15 protein-coding genes and 1 tRNA gene are annotated in these 16,295 nt (G+C 58.0%); 10 read left to right on the top strand and 6 right to left on the bottom strand.

Features of this window, described 5'->3' with window-relative positions; genetic code table 11:
- Position 1: 1 nt before the first annotated feature.
- Positions 2–955 (bottom strand): NAD(P)H-dependent glycerol-3-phosphate dehydrogenase, encoded by a 954-nt coding sequence (locus ACTG36_RS01270; protein ID WP_375279528.1) that lies wholly within the window; start codon positions 953–955, stop codon positions 2–4.
- Positions 952–2,046, bottom strand: coding sequence for a tRNA (adenosine(37)-N6)-threonylcarbamoyltransferase complex transferase subunit TsaD (gene tsaD, locus ACTG36_RS01265; protein ID WP_375279527.1), 1,095 nt, complete (start codon positions 2,044–2,046; stop codon positions 952–954). Before tsaD ends, ACTG36_RS01270 begins: the two co-directional genes overlap by 4 nt.
- Positions 2,047–2,124: 78 nt before the next feature.
- Here tsaD and ACTG36_RS01260 point away from each other — a divergent pair, with 78 nt between their 5' ends.
- The 4 genes from ACTG36_RS01260 (at position 2,125) to ACTG36_RS01245 (ending at position 5,658) form a co-directional block, all read left to right on the top strand.
- A complete protein-coding gene (locus ACTG36_RS01260; protein ID WP_375279526.1) occupies positions 2,125–2,814 on the top strand; it encodes a uroporphyrinogen-III synthase in 690 nt (229 codons plus the stop codon).
- A gap of 87 nt (positions 2,815–2,901) precedes the next feature.
- Complete coding sequence (locus ACTG36_RS01255) at positions 2,902–4,068, top strand: COG4223 family protein (protein WP_375279525.1); 1,167 nt, start codon at positions 2,902–2,904, stop codon at positions 4,066–4,068.
- 17 nt (positions 4,069–4,085) lie between these two features.
- Positions 4,086–5,540, top strand: a complete 1,455-nt coding sequence (locus ACTG36_RS01250) for a heme biosynthesis protein HemY (RefSeq protein WP_375279524.1) — start codon at positions 4,086–4,088, stop codon at positions 5,538–5,540.
- Positions 5,541–5,582: 42 nt separating this feature from the next.
- Positions 5,583–5,658 (top strand) — tRNA-Thr (locus ACTG36_RS01245).
- 64 nt (positions 5,659–5,722) lie between these two features.
- Here ACTG36_RS01245 and ACTG36_RS01240 read toward each other — a convergent pair.
- The 3 genes from ACTG36_RS01240 to ACTG36_RS01230 all read right to left on the bottom strand — a co-directional run bounded on the left by ACTG36_RS01240 (position 5,723) and on the right by ACTG36_RS01230 (position 8,768).
- Entirely contained in the window at positions 5,723–7,216 is a 1,494-nt protein-coding gene (locus ACTG36_RS01240) for a tripartite tricarboxylate transporter permease (RefSeq protein ID WP_439141244.1), read from the bottom strand.
- 3 nt (positions 7,217–7,219) lie between these two features.
- Positions 7,220–7,702: a tripartite tricarboxylate transporter TctB family protein gene (locus ACTG36_RS01235; protein ID WP_375279522.1), complete on the bottom strand. Its 483-nt coding sequence runs from the start codon at positions 7,700–7,702 to the stop codon at positions 7,220–7,222.
- Positions 7,703–7,781: 79 nt separating this feature from the next.
- Positions 7,782–8,768 carry a Bug family tripartite tricarboxylate transporter substrate binding protein gene (locus ACTG36_RS01230; RefSeq protein WP_375279521.1) on the bottom strand — a complete coding sequence of 329 codons (987 nt, stop codon included), beginning with the start codon at positions 8,766–8,768 and terminating at the stop codon, positions 7,782–7,784.
- 102 nt (positions 8,769–8,870) lie between these two features.
- Here ACTG36_RS01230 and ACTG36_RS01225 point away from each other — a divergent pair, with 102 nt between their 5' ends.
- The 6 genes from ACTG36_RS01225 to ACTG36_RS01200 all read left to right on the top strand — a co-directional run bounded on the left by ACTG36_RS01225 (position 8,871) and on the right by ACTG36_RS01200 (position 15,557).
- Positions 8,871–9,539 (top strand): response regulator transcription factor, encoded by a 669-nt coding sequence (locus ACTG36_RS01225; protein ID WP_375279520.1) that lies wholly within the window; start codon positions 8,871–8,873, stop codon positions 9,537–9,539.
- Complete coding sequence (locus tag ACTG36_RS01220) at positions 9,529–10,887, top strand: sensor histidine kinase (RefSeq protein WP_375279519.1); 1,359 nt, start codon at positions 9,529–9,531, stop codon at positions 10,885–10,887. The genes ACTG36_RS01225 and ACTG36_RS01220 overlap by 11 nt, the downstream gene beginning before the upstream one ends.
- Positions 10,866–11,858: an ABC transporter substrate-binding protein gene (locus tag ACTG36_RS01215; protein ID WP_375279518.1), complete on the top strand. Its 993-nt coding sequence runs from the start codon at positions 10,866–10,868 to the stop codon at positions 11,856–11,858. The genes ACTG36_RS01220 and ACTG36_RS01215 overlap by 22 nt, the downstream gene beginning before the upstream one ends.
- A 123-nt stretch (positions 11,859–11,981) precedes the next feature.
- Positions 11,982–12,848 (top strand): bifunctional 5,10-methylenetetrahydrofolate dehydrogenase/5,10-methenyltetrahydrofolate cyclohydrolase, encoded by an 867-nt coding sequence (locus tag ACTG36_RS01210; protein ID WP_375279517.1) that lies wholly within the window; start codon positions 11,982–11,984, stop codon positions 12,846–12,848.
- 58 nt (positions 12,849–12,906) lie between these two features.
- Positions 12,907–14,649 (top strand): L-arabinonate dehydratase, encoded by a 1,743-nt coding sequence (gene araD / locus ACTG36_RS01205; protein ID WP_375279516.1) that lies wholly within the window; start codon positions 12,907–12,909, stop codon positions 14,647–14,649.
- Positions 14,649–15,557, top strand: coding sequence for a Gfo/Idh/MocA family protein (locus ACTG36_RS01200; RefSeq protein ID WP_375279515.1), 909 nt, complete (start codon positions 14,649–14,651; stop codon positions 15,555–15,557). The genes araD and ACTG36_RS01200 overlap by 1 nt, the downstream gene beginning before the upstream one ends.
- Here the strand turns inward: ACTG36_RS01200 and ACTG36_RS01195 are convergent, their stop codons facing one another.
- Positions 15,558–16,295 (bottom strand): DeoR/GlpR family DNA-binding transcription regulator, encoded by a 738-nt coding sequence (locus tag ACTG36_RS01195; protein WP_375279514.1) that lies wholly within the window; start codon positions 16,293–16,295, stop codon positions 15,558–15,560. It lies immediately after the preceding gene.

The raw sequence follows: 16,295 nt of genomic DNA, 5'->3' as shown, positions 1-16,295 counted from the left end.
ATTATTCCTTTCGAAGGGGGCGGGATAGGAGGGTGGCCAGCGCCACGTCAGGCGTGATCGAACCGTCAGAAAGTGCCGCGACGATGGCGCAGATGGGCAGGTCCAGATCGTGCTTTTTGGCAAGGTTTGTGACTGAAATCGCCGTCGCAGCACCTTCGACAGTGGTTGTCGGATCAAAGTCACTTTGCGCACCAATGGAGAGGCCAAACCGATAGTTGCGCGATGCATCCGACGTGCACGTCAGCGCCAAGTCGCCAAACCCCGACAGGCCGGTCAAGGTTTCAGGATCAGCGCCCAGTGTTGCCCCGATCCGGCGCATCTCGGCAAAGCCACGGGTGATGACGGCGGCGCGCGCGCTTTCCCCGAACCCAGCACCCATGCAAACGCCGCAGGCGATGGCGATGACATTCTTCAACGCACCACCCAGTTCGGCCCCGATCACATCGTGGCTAAGGTAAAGCCGCAAGGTGGGGGTCGACAGGATGCTTTGAAGATAGGCGCCTTCGTCCGCATCCGAACAGGCAAGGGTCAATGCGGTCGGCAGGTGTTTCGCTATGTCCGCCGCGAAACTGGGACCAGTCAGCATCGCGGCGATGGCGTCTGGCACAAGCGTTTCGATCAATGCAACCGGCCCGCGAAGGGTCGCTTGATCGATGCCTTTGCAGCACGCAATCAGACGCTTTCCAGAAAGGGCCTTGGCATGGGTTTCGATCCACGCGCCAAGTTTCTGGGTCGGGATCGCAAGAAGGATCGTATCAGCGGCAAATAGTTCATCGGTGTTTTCGGTGACCGTGACGTCGTCCGGCAGGCGATGGCTCGGCAGACGGGTCGTGTTCTCCCGCGTGGTCTGCATATCGCCTGCGTCACGCGCCCAAAGGGAAACTGGGCCGTTGGCCGCCAGCGCAATCGCAAGACCTGTCCCGAATGCGCCTGCACCTGCAACGGCAATCTTCATGCCTTGGCTCCCTTCTTTCCACTGCCTAACATCGTCGGGCTTTTTTGGTCCAATGGCCACCTTGGGCGGGCCGACAGGGATAAGTCATCTGTGTGACCAGCCGCCATCCGGTGCAATCCTGCGAAGGCAATCATGGCCGCGTTGTCCGTGCAAAGGGCAAGGGGAGGCGCGACAAAATCAGTCTCTGCTTCGGCACAAACTGCTTCAAGCGCAGTCCGAATTGAGGCGTTCGCTGCAACCCCGCCCGCTACGGCAAGCGTCCGCACATTAAGGTTAATTTCCCGCGCGGCCCGCAAGGCACAACGAGACTTGTTTGCCAGAACATCCACAACGGCGGCTTGAAAGCTGGCGCAAAGATCGGCTTGGGACTGACGGGGCAGGCCCCCGTGATCCTTTACGACTTCATCACGCGCCCGCAAGATCGCCGTTTTCAAACCCGAAAATGACATGTTGCAATCGTCGCGATTAAGAAGGGGGCGAGGGAGGGCGTAGGCCGCAGGATTTCCGGTCTTGGCGGCGTCCTCGACGGATGGACCGCCTGGTTGCGGCAGGCCAAGGATACGCGCAGTCTTGTCGAATGCCTCCCCCGGGGCGTCATCAATCGTGCCACCAAGACGCGTATAGCGATCAGGGCCTTCAACAAGCAGAAATTGGCAGTGCCCTCCAGACACGAGGAGCATCAGGTAAGGAAAGCGGATGCCATCGGTCAGTTGTGGCGTCAGTGCGTGACCAGCAAGGTGATTGACGCCGATCAGAGGCTTGCCGATGGCCGCAGATAACCCCTTGGCGCACATGACGCCTGACAAGACGCCCCCGATCAAACCGGGGCCAGCGGTAACGGCAATTGCGTCGATGTCACCAAAGCGAATTTTTGCATTATCCAGAGCCTGTTCCGCTACAATATCGATCTTTTCCGCATGGGCCCGTGCGGCGATTTCAGGCACGACGCCGCCGAAAGCCGCGTGGGCATCGGTCTGTGTAAACACGACGTTTGATAGAATCTCACTGTCAGTAGGCTGGCCGCGAACGACCGCAGCCGCTGTATCGTCACAGCTGCTTTCAATACCAAGAATCGTGAAATTGGGGGGCATGAAGGGTGCCGTTGCTTGCGTCTAGATGCCTTGCAGGTAACACTTGACTGCAATCGCTACAATGGCAGGGGGTGCGCTGTGGCGCCGTATCACAATCCGATCGTATTGGTGACAAGGCCTGAAGGGAGTGCTGTCGCGTTCGTCGACGAACTGCGAATTCATACCGACGCATTTGAGCCGATCATCGCGCCTGCCTTCGGGTTTGAGGACGTGCCCCACAGTCTGCCGCCTTTTGAGATGGCGATTTTCACGTCCAAAGCGGGGGTTTCGACAGCGCCAGACGGCAAAGGTCGTGTGGCCTGGTGTGTGGGTGACGTGACGGCGCAGGCAGCACGTGCCAAAGGCTACGCCCCCCGCAGTGCGCGAGGTGATGCTAGCGTTCTGGTTGAGGTGATTCTTGCCCAGCGACCAACATCTTCCATGATGCACATCAGGGGGGAAACTTCGCACGGCGACGTCAGTTCCCATTTGACGGCTGCCGGTTTGAACTGTGTGGATGTGGTCACTTACCGCAAATCCAGACTGGGTCGGCCTGCGGGTTTGGCTGAGGCTCTTTTAGCCGGAAGAAGTCTTATCCTCCCAGTATTTTCAGCTGAAACAGTGTCGATTCTTGGTGATTGGGGGCTTCCGTGGTCTGGTGCCCATGTTGTTGCCATCAGCCCCAAAGTCGCCCAATCGGCGGAGGTGATGCAACCAATGGCAATTACGGTCGTTGAGACGCCAGAGGTGGCATCGATGACGCAGGCCGTTGTGCGTTTGATTGCTTGAGGGTCTGTCTGGCCGGATGTACAGTGAAGGAGTGGGCGCAGTGGCTCGGATGCAAGGTAGTGGGTGGCAAACGTGGCCAAATCTCCGATGAATGAGAATGATAAGATTGCCGGTGTAGATGCTGAAGATCAGCAAACCATCGAAACGATTGAGGATGCCGAAATTATCGATGATGACAATTCATCCGATGACGATGTCATAGAAGATGCGGCTGCCGATGGGGAAGTTATGGACGACATTACCGAGCCGGAGACACTGCCCGAACCGACGCCAGAGCCTGTCCAGCAATCATCAGGCAGCGGCGGATTTTTGATGCTGTTGCTTGGCGGAGTTGCTGCCGGTGCAATTGGCTATGGAATTGCTGAATATACAAATGCTGACACCAGCGCGGCACAACTGCAGTTGCAAGCGGAACAGATTGCGGCCCTGCAAGACCAGTTGGATAGTCTGCCCAGCACAGATTTGTCCGACATCGAATCCCAGATTGCCAACGTGTCGACGAACATCGGCGCCACAGTGGATGAGGCGACGGCGACCCTTGGTGCCCAGATGACAGCACTTGAAGACCGGATTGCCGCTGTTGAACGTCAGCCAAACGCCGATGGGACTTTGTCGGATACCGCCTTGGCGGCGTATCAAAGCGAGTTGGATGCCCTGCGGGCCGAGCTGAATGATCGTCAGGATGCGGTGATGGGGGCTGCGGCGCAGGCAGAGGCCGATTTGGCGGCTGCCCGTGCGGAAGCGGAACGGTTGGAGCAAGAAGCCCTCGCTGCCGCTGAGGCCGCGCAAGCCCGCGCTGCGATCAACAGAATTGCTGCAGCGGTAGAAACTGGGGCGCCTTTCGCGGATGCCTTGGCGGATCTGGATGCCAACATTCCAACTGCTTTGACAGATGCAGCTGACACCGGCGTTGCAACGACTGCTTCGCTTGTTGCTGATTTCCCGGCGGCGGCACGATCCGCCTTAGCGGTCGCCCGATCTGAGGGCGTGTCTGATGATGCCGGCGGCATTGGTGGGTTCTTGCGGAACCAATTCGATGTCCGTTCAACCACCCCGCAAGAGGGCCCCGGCCCCGATGCGGTTTTGTCCCGCGCGGAAGCGGCGGCAAAGGAAGGCCGTGTCGCAGATGCGCTGGCCGAAATTGAGGCGCTGCCCGAAGTGGTGCGCGCTGATCTGACGGATTGGACCGCCCGCGCGCAACAACGTGCGGACGTTCTGGATGCTCTCTCCGACCTCTCTGAAACTTATCAATAACCGAAGGCTGCGTATTCATGCTCTGGTCCCTTATTAAGATTTTGGCCTTCGTTGCGGTCGTCATGGCCGCCACGTTTGGTGCGACGATATTGATGGATATGGAGGGCAGCGCGACCTTCGACATTGGCGGGCAGGCGGCGACGCTGTCGGTTCTGGAGTTGTTTATCGGCTTCATCGTATTGGTGGCGCTGGTGTGGCTGACCTTCAAACTGATCGGCTTAGCGATTGCGACATTCAAATTCCTCAACGGTGATGAAACAGCGATCTCGCGTTATTTTTCGCGCAATCGCGAACGCAAGGGGTTTGAGGCGCTGTCTGAGGGCATGATGGCCTTGGCATCCGGCGAAGGTCGCTTGGCGATGGCCAAGGCGAACCGTGCCGAACGGTATCTGGAACGTCCCGAACTGACCAATTTGTTGACCGCGCAGGCGGCGGAGTTGGCCGGCGATCGCAAGACGGCAGAACAGACCTATCGCAAGCTTCTTGAGGATGAGCGGACACGGTTCGTAGGTGTGCGCGGGATCATGAAGCAAAAGCTGGAAGATGGGGATACCGACACGGCTTTGGCCTTGGCTGAGAAAGCCTTTGCGATCAAACCCAAGCATGTGGAAACCCAAGACACCTTGTTGCGCCTTCAAGCCGAGAAATCCGATTGGGCTGGCGCACGCAAGACGTTGACTGCGAAGCTGAAGACAGGGCAATTGCCACGCAATGTGCATCGTCGCCGGGATGCGGTTCTGGCGCTGTCGGAGGCTAAGGGCATTCTGGACGACGGCCAGACCATCGAGGCGCAAGAGGCCGCGATTGAGGCGAACCGCATGTCCCCCGATCTGATCCCTGCCGCCGTCATGGCGTCTGAGATGTATCTTGAAAAGGACAACAAGCGGGCCGCCACACGGGTCGTGAAAAAGGCGTGGGATGTTGCCCCGCACCCTGATCTGGCCTCGGCCTATGCGGCGATTGAACCCGACGAAGATGCGGCCACGCGGCTTAAGCGGTTCCGCGCGTTGACGAAGGTGCATCCTGACCATCCTGAGACGAAGATGCTGTTGGCGGAACTGTATATCGCAGCCGAAGACTTCCCTGAGGCGCGGCGCACAATCACCGAACTGGTCGCAGAACACCCAACGGCGCGCAGCTTGACCATCATGGCGGCGATCGAACGTGGCGAAGGATCTGCGGATGCGGTCGTGCGCGGTTGGCTGGCCAAGGCGCTAACAGCGCCGCGCGGTCCCCAGTGGATTTGCGACAACTGTCAGCATATTCACCCCGCGTGGGAGCCTGTATGCTCCAATTGTTCGGGTTTTGATACGCTCACATGGCGGGACCCCCCCGAGGGTGAAGTCGCGATGCCAGCAGGCGTAGAAATGCTGCCTCTGATCGTAGGTCAGATCGAAGCGCCGAAGACTGATATGGCCGTCGTAGACGCGGAAACCGTCGAAGATAACGTCGAGGCTGCGGACGAAAAATAACACTTTTCGAAGCTATGGCGCGGTGCTAAAGACCGCGCCGTGGCCGCTGTAGCTCAGATGGTAGAGCACGTCATTCGTAATGATGGGGTCGGGGGTTCGAGTCCCTTCAGCGGCACCACAACCGTCAATAAAAAGGCCAGCGTCCGTGCGGATCGCTGGCCTTTTCGTTAGGTCGTCGCCCTCTAGGCTGTTGCTTTACGGGCTTTTCGGGTGCGCAGCACTGGCAGGATAATCAATGCGGCTGCGATCAGCAGAAGGATCATCGTCATCGGGCGTTCAATAACAAAATTGACGCCGCCATAAAGCTGCATCGAACGGGAGAAGTTGTCCTCCATCATCCCGCCAAGGATAAACCCGACTAGCAAGGGCGGCAGCGGGTAGTTCGCGAATTTCAGCGCGATGCCACAGATGCCGAAGCCCACCAGAAGCAGCAGTTCGGTTGCGTTGTTCTGGCCGATGTAAGCCCCCATGAGGGTGAAGAACAGGATGAACGGGATCAGATAGTTTCGTGGGATCGCCAGCAGTTTCGCGATGTATGGGATCAGCGGCAGGTTCAGGATCAGCAACACCAGATTGCCGATGAACATCGACATGATGACCGCCCAGAAGATTTGCGGTTCATCCACCATCAGCCGTGGACCCGGCGTGACGTTTAGCGCGATGAGGGCACCCAACAAGATCGCCGTGGTGCCAGAGCCAGGAATGCCCAGCGTCAGCAAGGGCACAAAGGACCCTGTACAAGCGGCGTTGTTGGCCGTTTCCGGTGCGGCAAGGCCTTTGATAGACCCTTTGCCGAATTCCTCTTGTTCGGCTTTAGGCGCGATGTTGCGTTCCACAGCGTAGCCCAAGAAGGACGCGATGGTGGCACCCGCACCCGGCAAGACACCGATGAAAAAGCCCTGAACGGACTGACGACCAATGACTGGTGCAATGGCGCGTGCTTCTGCCCGTGTGATGCGCAGGTCCTTGATCTCACCGCCGTTGTCGCCGAGGTTTTTGGGTTTGAGGACCAAGAATATGGCCTCAGGTAAGGCGAACATGGCCATGGCGAGCGTGATAAATCCAAACCCCGACTGCAGATCCATAATGCCACCGGTAAAACGTGGCAGGTTGAACAGTGCGCCTTCGCCCACAGTCGCCATGATGAGGCCAAGGACCGTCATCAAAAGCGCCTTGGTGACTTGGCCCGGGCCTGCGAAGGCCGCAATGGCGGAGAGGCCGACGACCATCAACGCGAAGTATTCGGGCGAATGGAACAGCAGCGCCACTGACGACAACATAGGTGCAAAGACCATCAGAAGGATCGCGCCAATCGTACCACCCGCGAAACTTGCGATGGCGGCGATGGTCAGCGCCTTACCGGCTTTGCCCTGCCGTGCCATCGGATAGCCATCAAACGACGACGCCACTGTGCCAGCGACGCCCGGCGCATTGAGCAGGATCGATGACGTCGAACCGCCAAAGATCGCGCCGTAGTAGACACCCGCCAACAAGATCAACGCGGCAGACGGATCACCCATTGTAATGGCAACGGGGATCATGATCGCGATGATCGACATCGGCCCAAGGCCCGGCAACATGCCAATAAAGGTGCCGATCAGACAGCCACCGATGACCACCATCAGGTTTTGAAAGGAAAGGGCCGTTTGCAGGCCGATGAGAATACCTTCAAGCATGACTTACGCTCCCAAGAAGTACGGCAGGGGACGCAGGAAAATCCCGAGGACTTCTTGCACCAGATACCAGACGGCGACTGTGGCGATCAGGGATACGGGTATCATGATGTGCCACTTACGCTCGCCCAAGATGAACGACCCGATGATGAGGAACAGGCTGGTTGAGCCAAGAAACCCCAGCGGGCGAAGACACAACGCGTAGACGACCATGAGGCCAAGCAGCAAAAGCGCTTGTCCAAGGAAATAGTCGGTCAGACGGCGATGATCGATGTCGCCAATTTTCTGTTCGCCTTTCTCAAGGCCAAATAAAATGACCAAAGAGGCGATGATCCCGAAGATGGACAGAACCTTTGGGAAGGTGCTGGGCCAGATCGGGTTGCGGCGCATAAAGGGCGCAAGGCCTGCGTCCATGGTGAACCAAGCGGTGTAGCCATAGACGATGCAAATACCCAATAGGATGAGAGCGATCCAACGATCGAGTGCCATGAGGTGTCTTCCTGTAGTGTCGAGAAAGAAGGCGGAGCAGTTTCCTGCCCCGCCTCATTTTGTGCTGATCAACTGGCCTTTAGAGGAAGCCGAGTTTTGTCATCAGATCGCCGATGACCTTTTCTTGGTCTTCGAGGAAGGTCGCGAAGTCGTCACCGGGGTTGTGGATGTTGACCCAACCGTTGCGGGCGCGCACGGCTTCCCACTCAGGTGTTTCATACATGGCCGCAATCGCGGTTTTGTAGGCCTCAAGCTTGTCTTCAGGCAGGCCAGGCGCCGCGAAGAAACCGCGCCAGTTGACGAAGGTGGTGTCGATGCCCTGCTCCATCATTGTCATTGCGTCAGGGGCCGCGTCGACACGATCCTCAGACGTCACGCCAATAATTTTCACTTCGCCTTGGTTGGCCAGATCGACTGCTTCGGAGAAACCTGTCGACAGTGCCTTGATTTCACCGGACAGCAAAGCAGCCATAGCGGTGCCGCCTGCGTCGTACGGGATGTAGTTCACGCCCAGCGCATCACGACCGGAGGCTTCCATCACCATGGCTGCAACCAAGTGGTCCATGCCGCCTGGAACAGAACCACCGCCGATGGGGGTCCCATTGGGATCAGCGTCATAAACCGCGAGGAATTCTTCCATGTTGGACACATCGCTGTCTGCAGGCACGACGAGTGCCGCATAGTCACCGATGGTGCCGGACACGAGGGTCAGGTCGCGGAAGTTATGGGGGAACACACCTGTCAGTGACCGGATCACGATGGGCGTCGAATTGACCATCAGCGTGTCATAGTTGCTTTCGGCGTTTTCGATCAGAAACCCGATCGCAGTACCGCCGCCGCCACCAGACATGTTTTCGTAAGATGCGGAACCGACAAGGCCTGCTTCGGTCAGGGCTTCGCCTGTGCCGCGCGCTGTGCCGTCCCAACCACCGCCGGCGCCGCCGGGGATGAGGAAGTGAATATCGTCCAGAACCTGGTGGCCATCTGCAAAGGCCGCATTGCCCAGGCCAAGAGTGGCAACAGCAGTTACCATGAGGGCGCGACGGCCCATTTTCATCGTTTTCATTATAGTCTCCCTTTTGGTAGCCATCTCCTCATGGCTCCTGACAGAGTATGAACACGGGAACCTGACACGCACCTGTCACGGGTCGATTTAGTGGAAGCGGCAATGAAATACCTGTTGGTTGAGGACAATCCAGAACTGGCAAACGCCGTGTCATCACGGCTGCGATTGGATGGTCACAGCGTTGATCATGCAGGCAAAATCGAGGATGCGCGGGCCTTCGTTGCGGCGGGTGAATATGACCTGATTCTGCTGGACATCATGTTGCCAGACGGGGATGGTCGGACCTTCCTTAAACACCACCGCGCCGCTGACAATGACACGCCTGTCATCGTTTTGACCGCCCGCAGTCAGGTGTCTGATCGAATCAGTATGTTGGATTTGGGTGCCGATGATTACGTCACCAAACCCTTCGATCATGCCGAACTTGAGGCCCGTTGCCGTGCCGTGTTGCGGCGAAAGAACGGGTCATCCAGGTCTGTGAAGACGATGGGCGATGTGGAATTTGATGCCGTTGGCGGGCATCTGCGGGTGAAGGGGCAAGCGTTGGAGTTACGTAACCGAGAGTTGCGGTTGCTAGAGGTTTTGATGAACGCGCCCGGTCAGGTTTTTTCAAAACAAAAGCTCGTCGACCGGTTGTTCTCTTATGATGACGATGTGTCCGAGAACGCGATTGAGGTTTACGTCGGACGGCTACGCAAACATCTAGAAGGATCGGCCGTACAGATCAAAACCCTGCGTGGGCTCGGATATCGGCTGGACCATGACGGCTGAGGTGAACACACGCGGGTCATTGCGCAAGCGGTTGGCCTTGATCTTGACGGGGGGTGCGGCTGTTCTGGCTGTCATCTTGTTTGTGGTCGTACGCGCCTTGTCCGCACAGATTGCCCAGCAGGGTCAGGACAATGTTCTCAGCGCGTCGATGTCATCGATCCTTGATTCAGCAGTGATACGCGATGGACGTATATCGCTGGATTTCCCCTATTCGTCATTATCGATGTTGACGACGGACGCCGATGACCGTGTGTTCTATGCGATCTATGAAGGGGACATTTTATTGTCGGGTTACGGCGACCTGATGGTGCCGCCAGGCATCACGCCGGACGTCAGCCAGTTTTCGACCGTCGATTACAAGGGTCAGCCGGTGCGTGTCGCGACCGGCGCGCGCACATTGGTTGGGGCTGATGGTCAGCGCAATATCTCTGTGTCGATTGGTCAGACACAGGACGCTTTGTCCAATACCCTTAACGCAATTTCACGCAATGTGGCGTTGCTTGGAGTGGGGTTTTTTGTGCTGGCGACCGGGCTCGCGATTTGGGCTGCGTCGTTCACGTCGGGCCAGTTGCGGCGGCTGACCACGTCCGTGACCAAACGCGGACCACAAGACCTCAGCCCGGTGGCGAAACCTGTCCCCTATGAGATGGTGCCTCTGGTGGGGTCGTTGAACACGTTGATGTCGCGTCTGGATCATACGTTGACCCAATCGGAAGATTTCATCGCTGAGGCCGCACACCGCATCCGCACGCCTTTGGCCACGGTGCGGTCCCATGCTGAGGCGACGTTGCAGCGTGTCGAACACCCCGAAAACCGACAGGCACTGGTGTCTATGGTGCGCGCTATCGACGAAAGCAGCCGCGCTGCGGGGCAGTTGTTGGACCACGCCATGGTGACCTTCCGCGCCGAAAACCTGGAACGAAGTGACGTTGATCTGACGGAGCTGTTGCGCGAATTGGTACAGAGAATGCGGCCTATCGCAGACATGAAGGACATCACGTTGGATTTGGTCGCGGATGGTCCGGCGATGCTGCACGGCGATGCGATCTTGTTGCAGAACGCCTTTCGCAATTTAATCGACAATGCCCTGAAATACGCACCTGCGGAAACAGCGGTCAAAATCAGGGTGGCAGGCCGGTCCGTCACGGTGTGCGATGGTGGATCGGGCTTTGCAGCTGATGAAATCCATTTGCTGTCGGGCCGCTTTGTCCGTGGCAAGGACACGGGCAATAAGGTGGGGTCCGGCCTTGGCTTGACCATCGTGCAGGCGGTGACAACGGCCCACGGCGGGACCATGACGCTGAGCAACAGACCGGAGGGCGGCGCATGCGCTACTGTGCAATTCTAGCAGCGATATTGTGGGCCTCGGTTGTCGCGGCACAGGATTGGGAAGACCGTCAGATGTTTGGCACCGGTGAGGCCACGTTGCGGATTTTGTCCAGCACAGACACATCCTTCTTTGCGCCGATCATCACAGATTTCATCGCAGCCAATTCACAGGTCTCAGTTGAATACTTGGTGACGGGAACTGCCGATATTGATGGTTTATTTCGCGAAGACCCATCCGCCTATGACGTTGTCATTTCCAGCGCGATGGATTTGCAGCTTAAGCTGGCCAACGACGGGTTTGCTGCCCCCTTGGTTGAGATCACCCACCCTGATTGGGCGGAATGGCATGACAGCCTGTTTGCCTTTACCACAGAACCTGCAGCGATTGTGATCAACCGGGCTGCTTTGGGTGATCTGCCCGTTCCAGGAACGCGGCAGGACCTGATCGAACTTATGCGGGCCTACCCCGACACCTTTGAAGGTCGCGTGGGCACATATGATGTGCGTCAATCTGGTTTGGGGTATCTGTTTGCCACTCAAGACGCCCGCGCATCTGAAACCTATTGGCGGCTGATTGAAGTCATGGGTCGGATGGGTGCGCGGCTCTATTGCTGTTCAGGTGCGATGATTGACGATTTGATCGCGGGCGATCTGGTGGTCGCTTACAATGTCTTGGGCAGCTACGCGCAGGCCCGGTCAGAAACCGAAGACGCGTTGCGTGTGATCCTTCCGTCCGAATTTCCGACGACCATGATGCGTACCGTTTTAGTATCTCGTGACGCATCAAACCTTGCCTCGGCTGAGGCATTCGTGCGCCACGTGTTGACCCTGCAAGCCGCAGGCGATCCCGTGCGGTTTCCTCTGCCGCCCCTCGCGGGGGGCGACGGATCTGTCATCGGGCTCAACCCGGCGCTGATGACCTATTTGGATCAGATGAAGCGGGAGACCTTCATCTCAGAATGGGAAGACGCGATCCTTCAGGACGACTAAGTTTCCTTTCGACGACAATGCCCGCAGTATTGCACCCGAATTTCAGACAAAGGGTGGCTTTTGGGACTTGGCGCGCGGGCCAGTGCCCGTGCATATCTGCGCCAACCATAGATAGGGACAGACATGGACGACAATAGGCTGGTGCGCGGCGCCCCCGTACGGGACCGCATTTTGGATGAAGTCCGATCGTATGCTGACGCGCAGACGGACCTGCCGACCATCGTGTCGATCCTGATCGGCGATACGCCGGAGGCGGCCGTCTATATCCGAAATCAGGCCCGTGGCGCGGAAAAGGCCGGTCTGCCGTTCCGTCAGGAAAACTGGCCCGCCGATATGACGCAAGAGGCCTGCAAGGCCCGCATTCTTGAGATGAACGATGATGCCGACGTGCTGGGGATCATTCTGCAACGTCCTGTACCGGATCATATCAATGTCCGGTCTCTGCAATCCGCCATTCACCCTCTGAAGGACGTGGAAGGGATGAACCCTGCCTCCATCGGCAACATTGTCTATTCTGATGTGGCGCTGGCGCCCTGTACGGCGGCGGCCAGCGTGGAATTGATCAAGGAAACCGGCCTGCCCCTCGAAGGGCTTGAGGTGGTGATGATTGGCCATTCCGAAATTGTCGGAAAACCAGCGGCGATGATGCTGATGGCCGAAGGCTGCACCGTCACCGTTTGCCATCACATGACGCGGTCGGTCGCGATGCATTCACGTCGTGCCGATGTGGTTGTGGTGGCCGTGGGCAAGGCGCATTTGATAGGCCCCGAAATGATCAAACCCGGCGCGGCTGTCATCGACATCGGTATCAACCAGATCGAGACGGAAGATGGCGTCAAGATCGTCGGTGATGTGGACACCGATGGCGTCAAAGAGCTGGCCGGTTGGATTACCCCGGTGCCCGGCGGCGTTGGCCCCGTGACCGTCGCAATGTTGATGCGGAATGCCATGGTCGCCCATCAGCGGCAGAATGCGGCGGGCTGGCTGTAGCCCTTGCATCTGCGCGCCCATGGGGTGAGGTATGGGAAAATAGCCTCTGGAGGATCCAATGACATTCAAACCTGCAAAATGGCCCCGCAAACTGCGGTCTCAGGAATGGTTCGGCGGGACCAGCAAGGATGCGATTTATCACCGTGGCTGGATGAAAAACCAAGGCTATCCCGATGACCTATTTGACGGTCGGCCTGTCATTGGCATTTGCAACACATGGTCCGATCTGACGCCGTGCAATGGGCACCTGCGTGAACTGGCCGAGAAGGTGAAAAACGGCGTGTGGGAGGCAGGGGGCTTTCCGGTGGAATTCCCCGTGTTCAGCCCTTCGGAAAGCGCATTGCGCCCCACGGCAATGATGTTCCGCAACCTGTGCGCGATGGACGTCGAAGAGGCGCTGCGCGGCAAACCAATTGACGGCGTTGTGCTGATGGCGGGTTGTGACAAGACCACGCCTGCGTTGCTAATGGGCGCTGCATCTGTCGATTTGCCCGCGATTGTCGTCAGCGGCGGGCCGATGTTGAATGGCCATTTCCGCGGTGAAAGGGTTGGATCGGGCACGCACATCCGGCGGTTCAATGAGGCCGTCAAGGCCGGTGAGATGACGCCGGAAGAATTCGTTGAGGCCGAAGGATCGATGAGCCGTTCCGCAGGCGGGTGCAACACGATGGGCACCGCCAGCACGATGGCGTCAATGGCTGAGGCGCTGGGCATGGCGTTGTCGGGCAACGCCGCGATCCCTGCTGTGGATTCCCGTCGCCGGATGATGAGCCAACTGACAGGTCGGCGGATCGTGCAGATGGTGAAGGATGATCTGAAGCCGTCCGATATCATGACGAAAGAGGCATTCGAAAACGCAATCCGCACCAATGGTGCCATTGGCGGATCGACCAATGCGGTCGTCCATTTGCAGGCTTTGGCTGGCCGGTGCGAAGTCCCCCTGACGCTTGAAGACTGGGACCGTTGCGGCAAGGACGTGCCCACGATCGTGAACCTTCTGCCATCGGGCAAGTGGCTGATGGAGGAGTTCTTCTTTGCGGGCGGTCTGCCTGTCGTCATCAAACGGTTGGGTGAAATGGGGTTGCTCCATCGTGAAGCACTGACAGTCTCGGGTGGGTCGATCTGGGATGAGGTGAAGGACGTTCAGAACTGGAACGAAGACGTTATTGTGCCGACCGAAAAGGCGCTGCGCAAATCTGGCGGTATCGCGGTGCTGCGCGGCAATCTGGCGCCTAATGGCGCCATTCTGAAACCATCTGCCGCCTCGCCTGAACTGATGCAGCATCGCGGCCGTGCCGTCGTTTTCGAAGATATCGACGACTACAAAGCGCGGATTGATCTACCTGATCTCGATATTGATGAGACCTGTGTGATGGTCTTGAAATATTGCGGGCCCAAGGGCTATCCCGGTATGGCGGAGGTCGGCGATATGGCTTTGCCAGCGAAGCTGTTGAAGCAGGGCGTGCGCGATATGGTGCGTATTTCGGATGCGCGGATGTCCGGCACGGCCTATGGGACCGTTGTGTTGCATACCGCCCCTGAGGCCGCTGCAGGCGGTCCGCTGGCCGTTGTGCAAAACGGGGATATGATCGAACTCGACGTCGAAAACCGGCGGGTCCACCTCGATATTTCTGATGAGGAACTGACCAAACGGTTGGCCGATTGGACACCCCCTGTTGAACGGCCTGTCGGAGGATATGCCCAGCTTTACTATGATAAAGTGAACCGCGCGGATGAGGGGGCTGATTTTGATTTCCTCGTCGGACGGCGCGGCAGCGCGGTCGCAAGGGAGTCGCACTGATGAAGGTTGCATTGGTAGGGATCGGCAAGATCGCCGTCGATCAACACGTGCCGTCGATTGGGGCATCGGACGAATGGGAATTGGCGGCTACTGTTAGCCGTTCTGGCACGGTAGATGGGGTCCCGTCATACACAGAAATCGACACTATGCTTGCCGAAAACCCCGATATTGAGGTTGTGAGCCTGTGTCTGCCACCGGTGCCACGGTTTGATTACGCGGCAGCCTGTATCAAAGCTGGCCGTCATGTGATGCTGGAAAAACCCCCCGGTGCAACTCTGGCTGAGGTTCACGCGCTTCAGGCGATGGCAAATGACGCAGGTGTGGTCCTGTTTGCGACGTGGCACAGCCGAATGGCCAAAGGGGTCGCTGCGGCGAAGGCTGCCCTCGACGGCAAGATCCTTGAAAGCGCACATATCGATTGGAAAGAAAACGTGCGCAAATGGCACCCCGGCCAAGATTGGGTGTGGGAACCTGGTGGTATGGGGGTCCTTGATCCGGGCATCAACGCACTGTCGATCCTGACCGAGATTTTGCCCGCGCCGGTACATTTGCGCAGTGGCGTGCTGGAAGTGCCTGCGAACCGGCAAACACCCGTCACGGCGGAGTTGAAGTTCACAGGCAATGTCACGGCATCTTTCGATTGGCTCAAAGAGGGCGAACAGCTGTGGGAAATGCAACTTACAGCGACGGATGGCACAGCGGTGCAGCTAAAGGACGGTGGCAACCGGTGTCTGGTCGACGGGGAAGAGCAGCCAGAGGCCCAGCTCGGCGAATATCCCGGCCTTTATGCCCGTATGGCCGATCTGGCCCGTAAGGGCCAATCTGATGTTGACCTTGCCCCGATGGTGCATGTGTCCGACATCATGACCCTGTGCGAACGTGAGCCCGCGCCTGCGTTCGAGTGGTGATTAAACTGTCACCATCCGGTTCGGCTGATGGGTAAGTTGTGGTGGCGCCCCGTCCGTGACGAACAGCGCGATATCGGACATCCGCGCGATCCGCGCGGGGGCCTGACGGGAAAACTTTGATTTGTCGGCCACAAGCGCGGTGGCCTGACTGTTTTCGATGACGGTCTGGCTGACGATGACTTCGTCCAGATCATAGTCGAACAGATCGCCGGTCTGGTCCAAGGCCGAACACCCGATAACGGCAAGGTCGAATTTAAGCATCCGTACACTCGCCGCAGCCTGCGCACCGACAAGCCCCGCATCCGCATGACGCAGTGCGCCCCCCGATACCATGACACGGTTGGAGGCATTGGCGGAAAGAATCGGCACAGCGTTAAGGTTGTTGGTCATGACCAACAGCCCCTCATGATGCACCAAGGCACGCGCGACCGCTTCGCAGGTGGTGCCGATGCCGATAAAAATCGAAGATCCGGCTTGTACCTCATTCGCGCAGGCCAGACCAATTCGCGCCTTGGCTTCGTCATTCAGACGCCTGCGGTCTTCATACCGGATGTTCCGCAGACCAGATGGCAGGATGGCACCGCCGTGAACTCTTTCTAATCGACCCTGTTCCGCCAGATCAGACAAGTCTCGCCTTATCGTTTGAAGCGTGACGCCAAACTCGGTGGCAAGGCCATCGACCGTGACTTTTCCTTCGGTTCGGGCGAGTTCGAGGATTTTTGCGTGTCTAAAATTCAT

The sequence above is a fragment of the Pseudooctadecabacter sp. genome (assembly GCF_965657175.1).
In the GTDB taxonomy this organism is placed as follows: domain Bacteria; phylum Pseudomonadota; class Alphaproteobacteria; order Rhodobacterales; family Rhodobacteraceae; genus Octadecabacter.
Note: the sequence above shows the minus strand (reverse complement) of the source record. Positions and strands in the feature narration are given on the sequence as shown.

What these genes read in the sequence shown, in the direction of transcription:
- ACTG36_RS01195 (WP_375279514.1), bottom strand. Translation starts at nt 16,295, where the DNA reads ATGAATTTTAGACACGCAAAAATCCTCGAACTCGCCCGAACCGAAGGA.
- ACTG36_RS01230 (WP_375279521.1), bottom strand. Translation starts at nt 8,768, where the DNA reads ATGAAAACGATGAAAATGGGCCGTCGCGCCCTCATGGTAACTGCTGTT.
- ACTG36_RS01235 (WP_375279522.1), bottom strand. Translation starts at nt 7,702, where the DNA reads ATGGCACTCGATCGTTGGATCGCTCTCATCCTATTGGGTATTTGCATC.
- ACTG36_RS01200 (WP_375279515.1), top strand. Translation starts at nt 14,649, where the DNA reads ATGAAGGTTGCATTGGTAGGGATCGGCAAGATCGCCGTCGATCAACAC.
- ACTG36_RS01210 (WP_375279517.1), top strand. Translation starts at nt 11,982, where the DNA reads ATGGACGACAATAGGCTGGTGCGCGGCGCCCCCGTACGGGACCGCATT.
- ACTG36_RS01250 (WP_375279524.1), top strand. Translation starts at nt 4,086, where the DNA reads ATGCTCTGGTCCCTTATTAAGATTTTGGCCTTCGTTGCGGTCGTCATG.
- ACTG36_RS01215 (WP_375279518.1), top strand. Translation starts at nt 10,866, where the DNA reads ATGCGCTACTGTGCAATTCTAGCAGCGATATTGTGGGCCTCGGTTGTC.
- ACTG36_RS01240 (WP_439141244.1), bottom strand. Translation starts at nt 7,216, where the DNA reads ATGCTTGAAGGTATTCTCATCGGCCTGCAAACGGCCCTTTCCTTTCAA.
- tsaD (WP_375279527.1), bottom strand. Translation starts at nt 2,046, where the DNA reads ATGCCCCCCAATTTCACGATTCTTGGTATTGAAAGCAGCTGTGACGAT.
- araD (WP_375279516.1), top strand. Translation starts at nt 12,907, where the DNA reads ATGACATTCAAACCTGCAAAATGGCCCCGCAAACTGCGGTCTCAGGAA.
- ACTG36_RS01255 (WP_375279525.1), top strand. Translation starts at nt 2,902, where the DNA reads ATGAATGAGAATGATAAGATTGCCGGTGTAGATGCTGAAGATCAGCAA.
- ACTG36_RS01270 (WP_375279528.1), bottom strand. Translation starts at nt 955, where the DNA reads ATGAAGATTGCCGTTGCAGGTGCAGGCGCATTCGGGACAGGTCTTGCG.
- ACTG36_RS01220 (WP_375279519.1), top strand. Translation starts at nt 9,529, where the DNA reads ATGACGGCTGAGGTGAACACACGCGGGTCATTGCGCAAGCGGTTGGCC.
- ACTG36_RS01225 (WP_375279520.1), top strand. Translation starts at nt 8,871, where the DNA reads ATGAAATACCTGTTGGTTGAGGACAATCCAGAACTGGCAAACGCCGTG.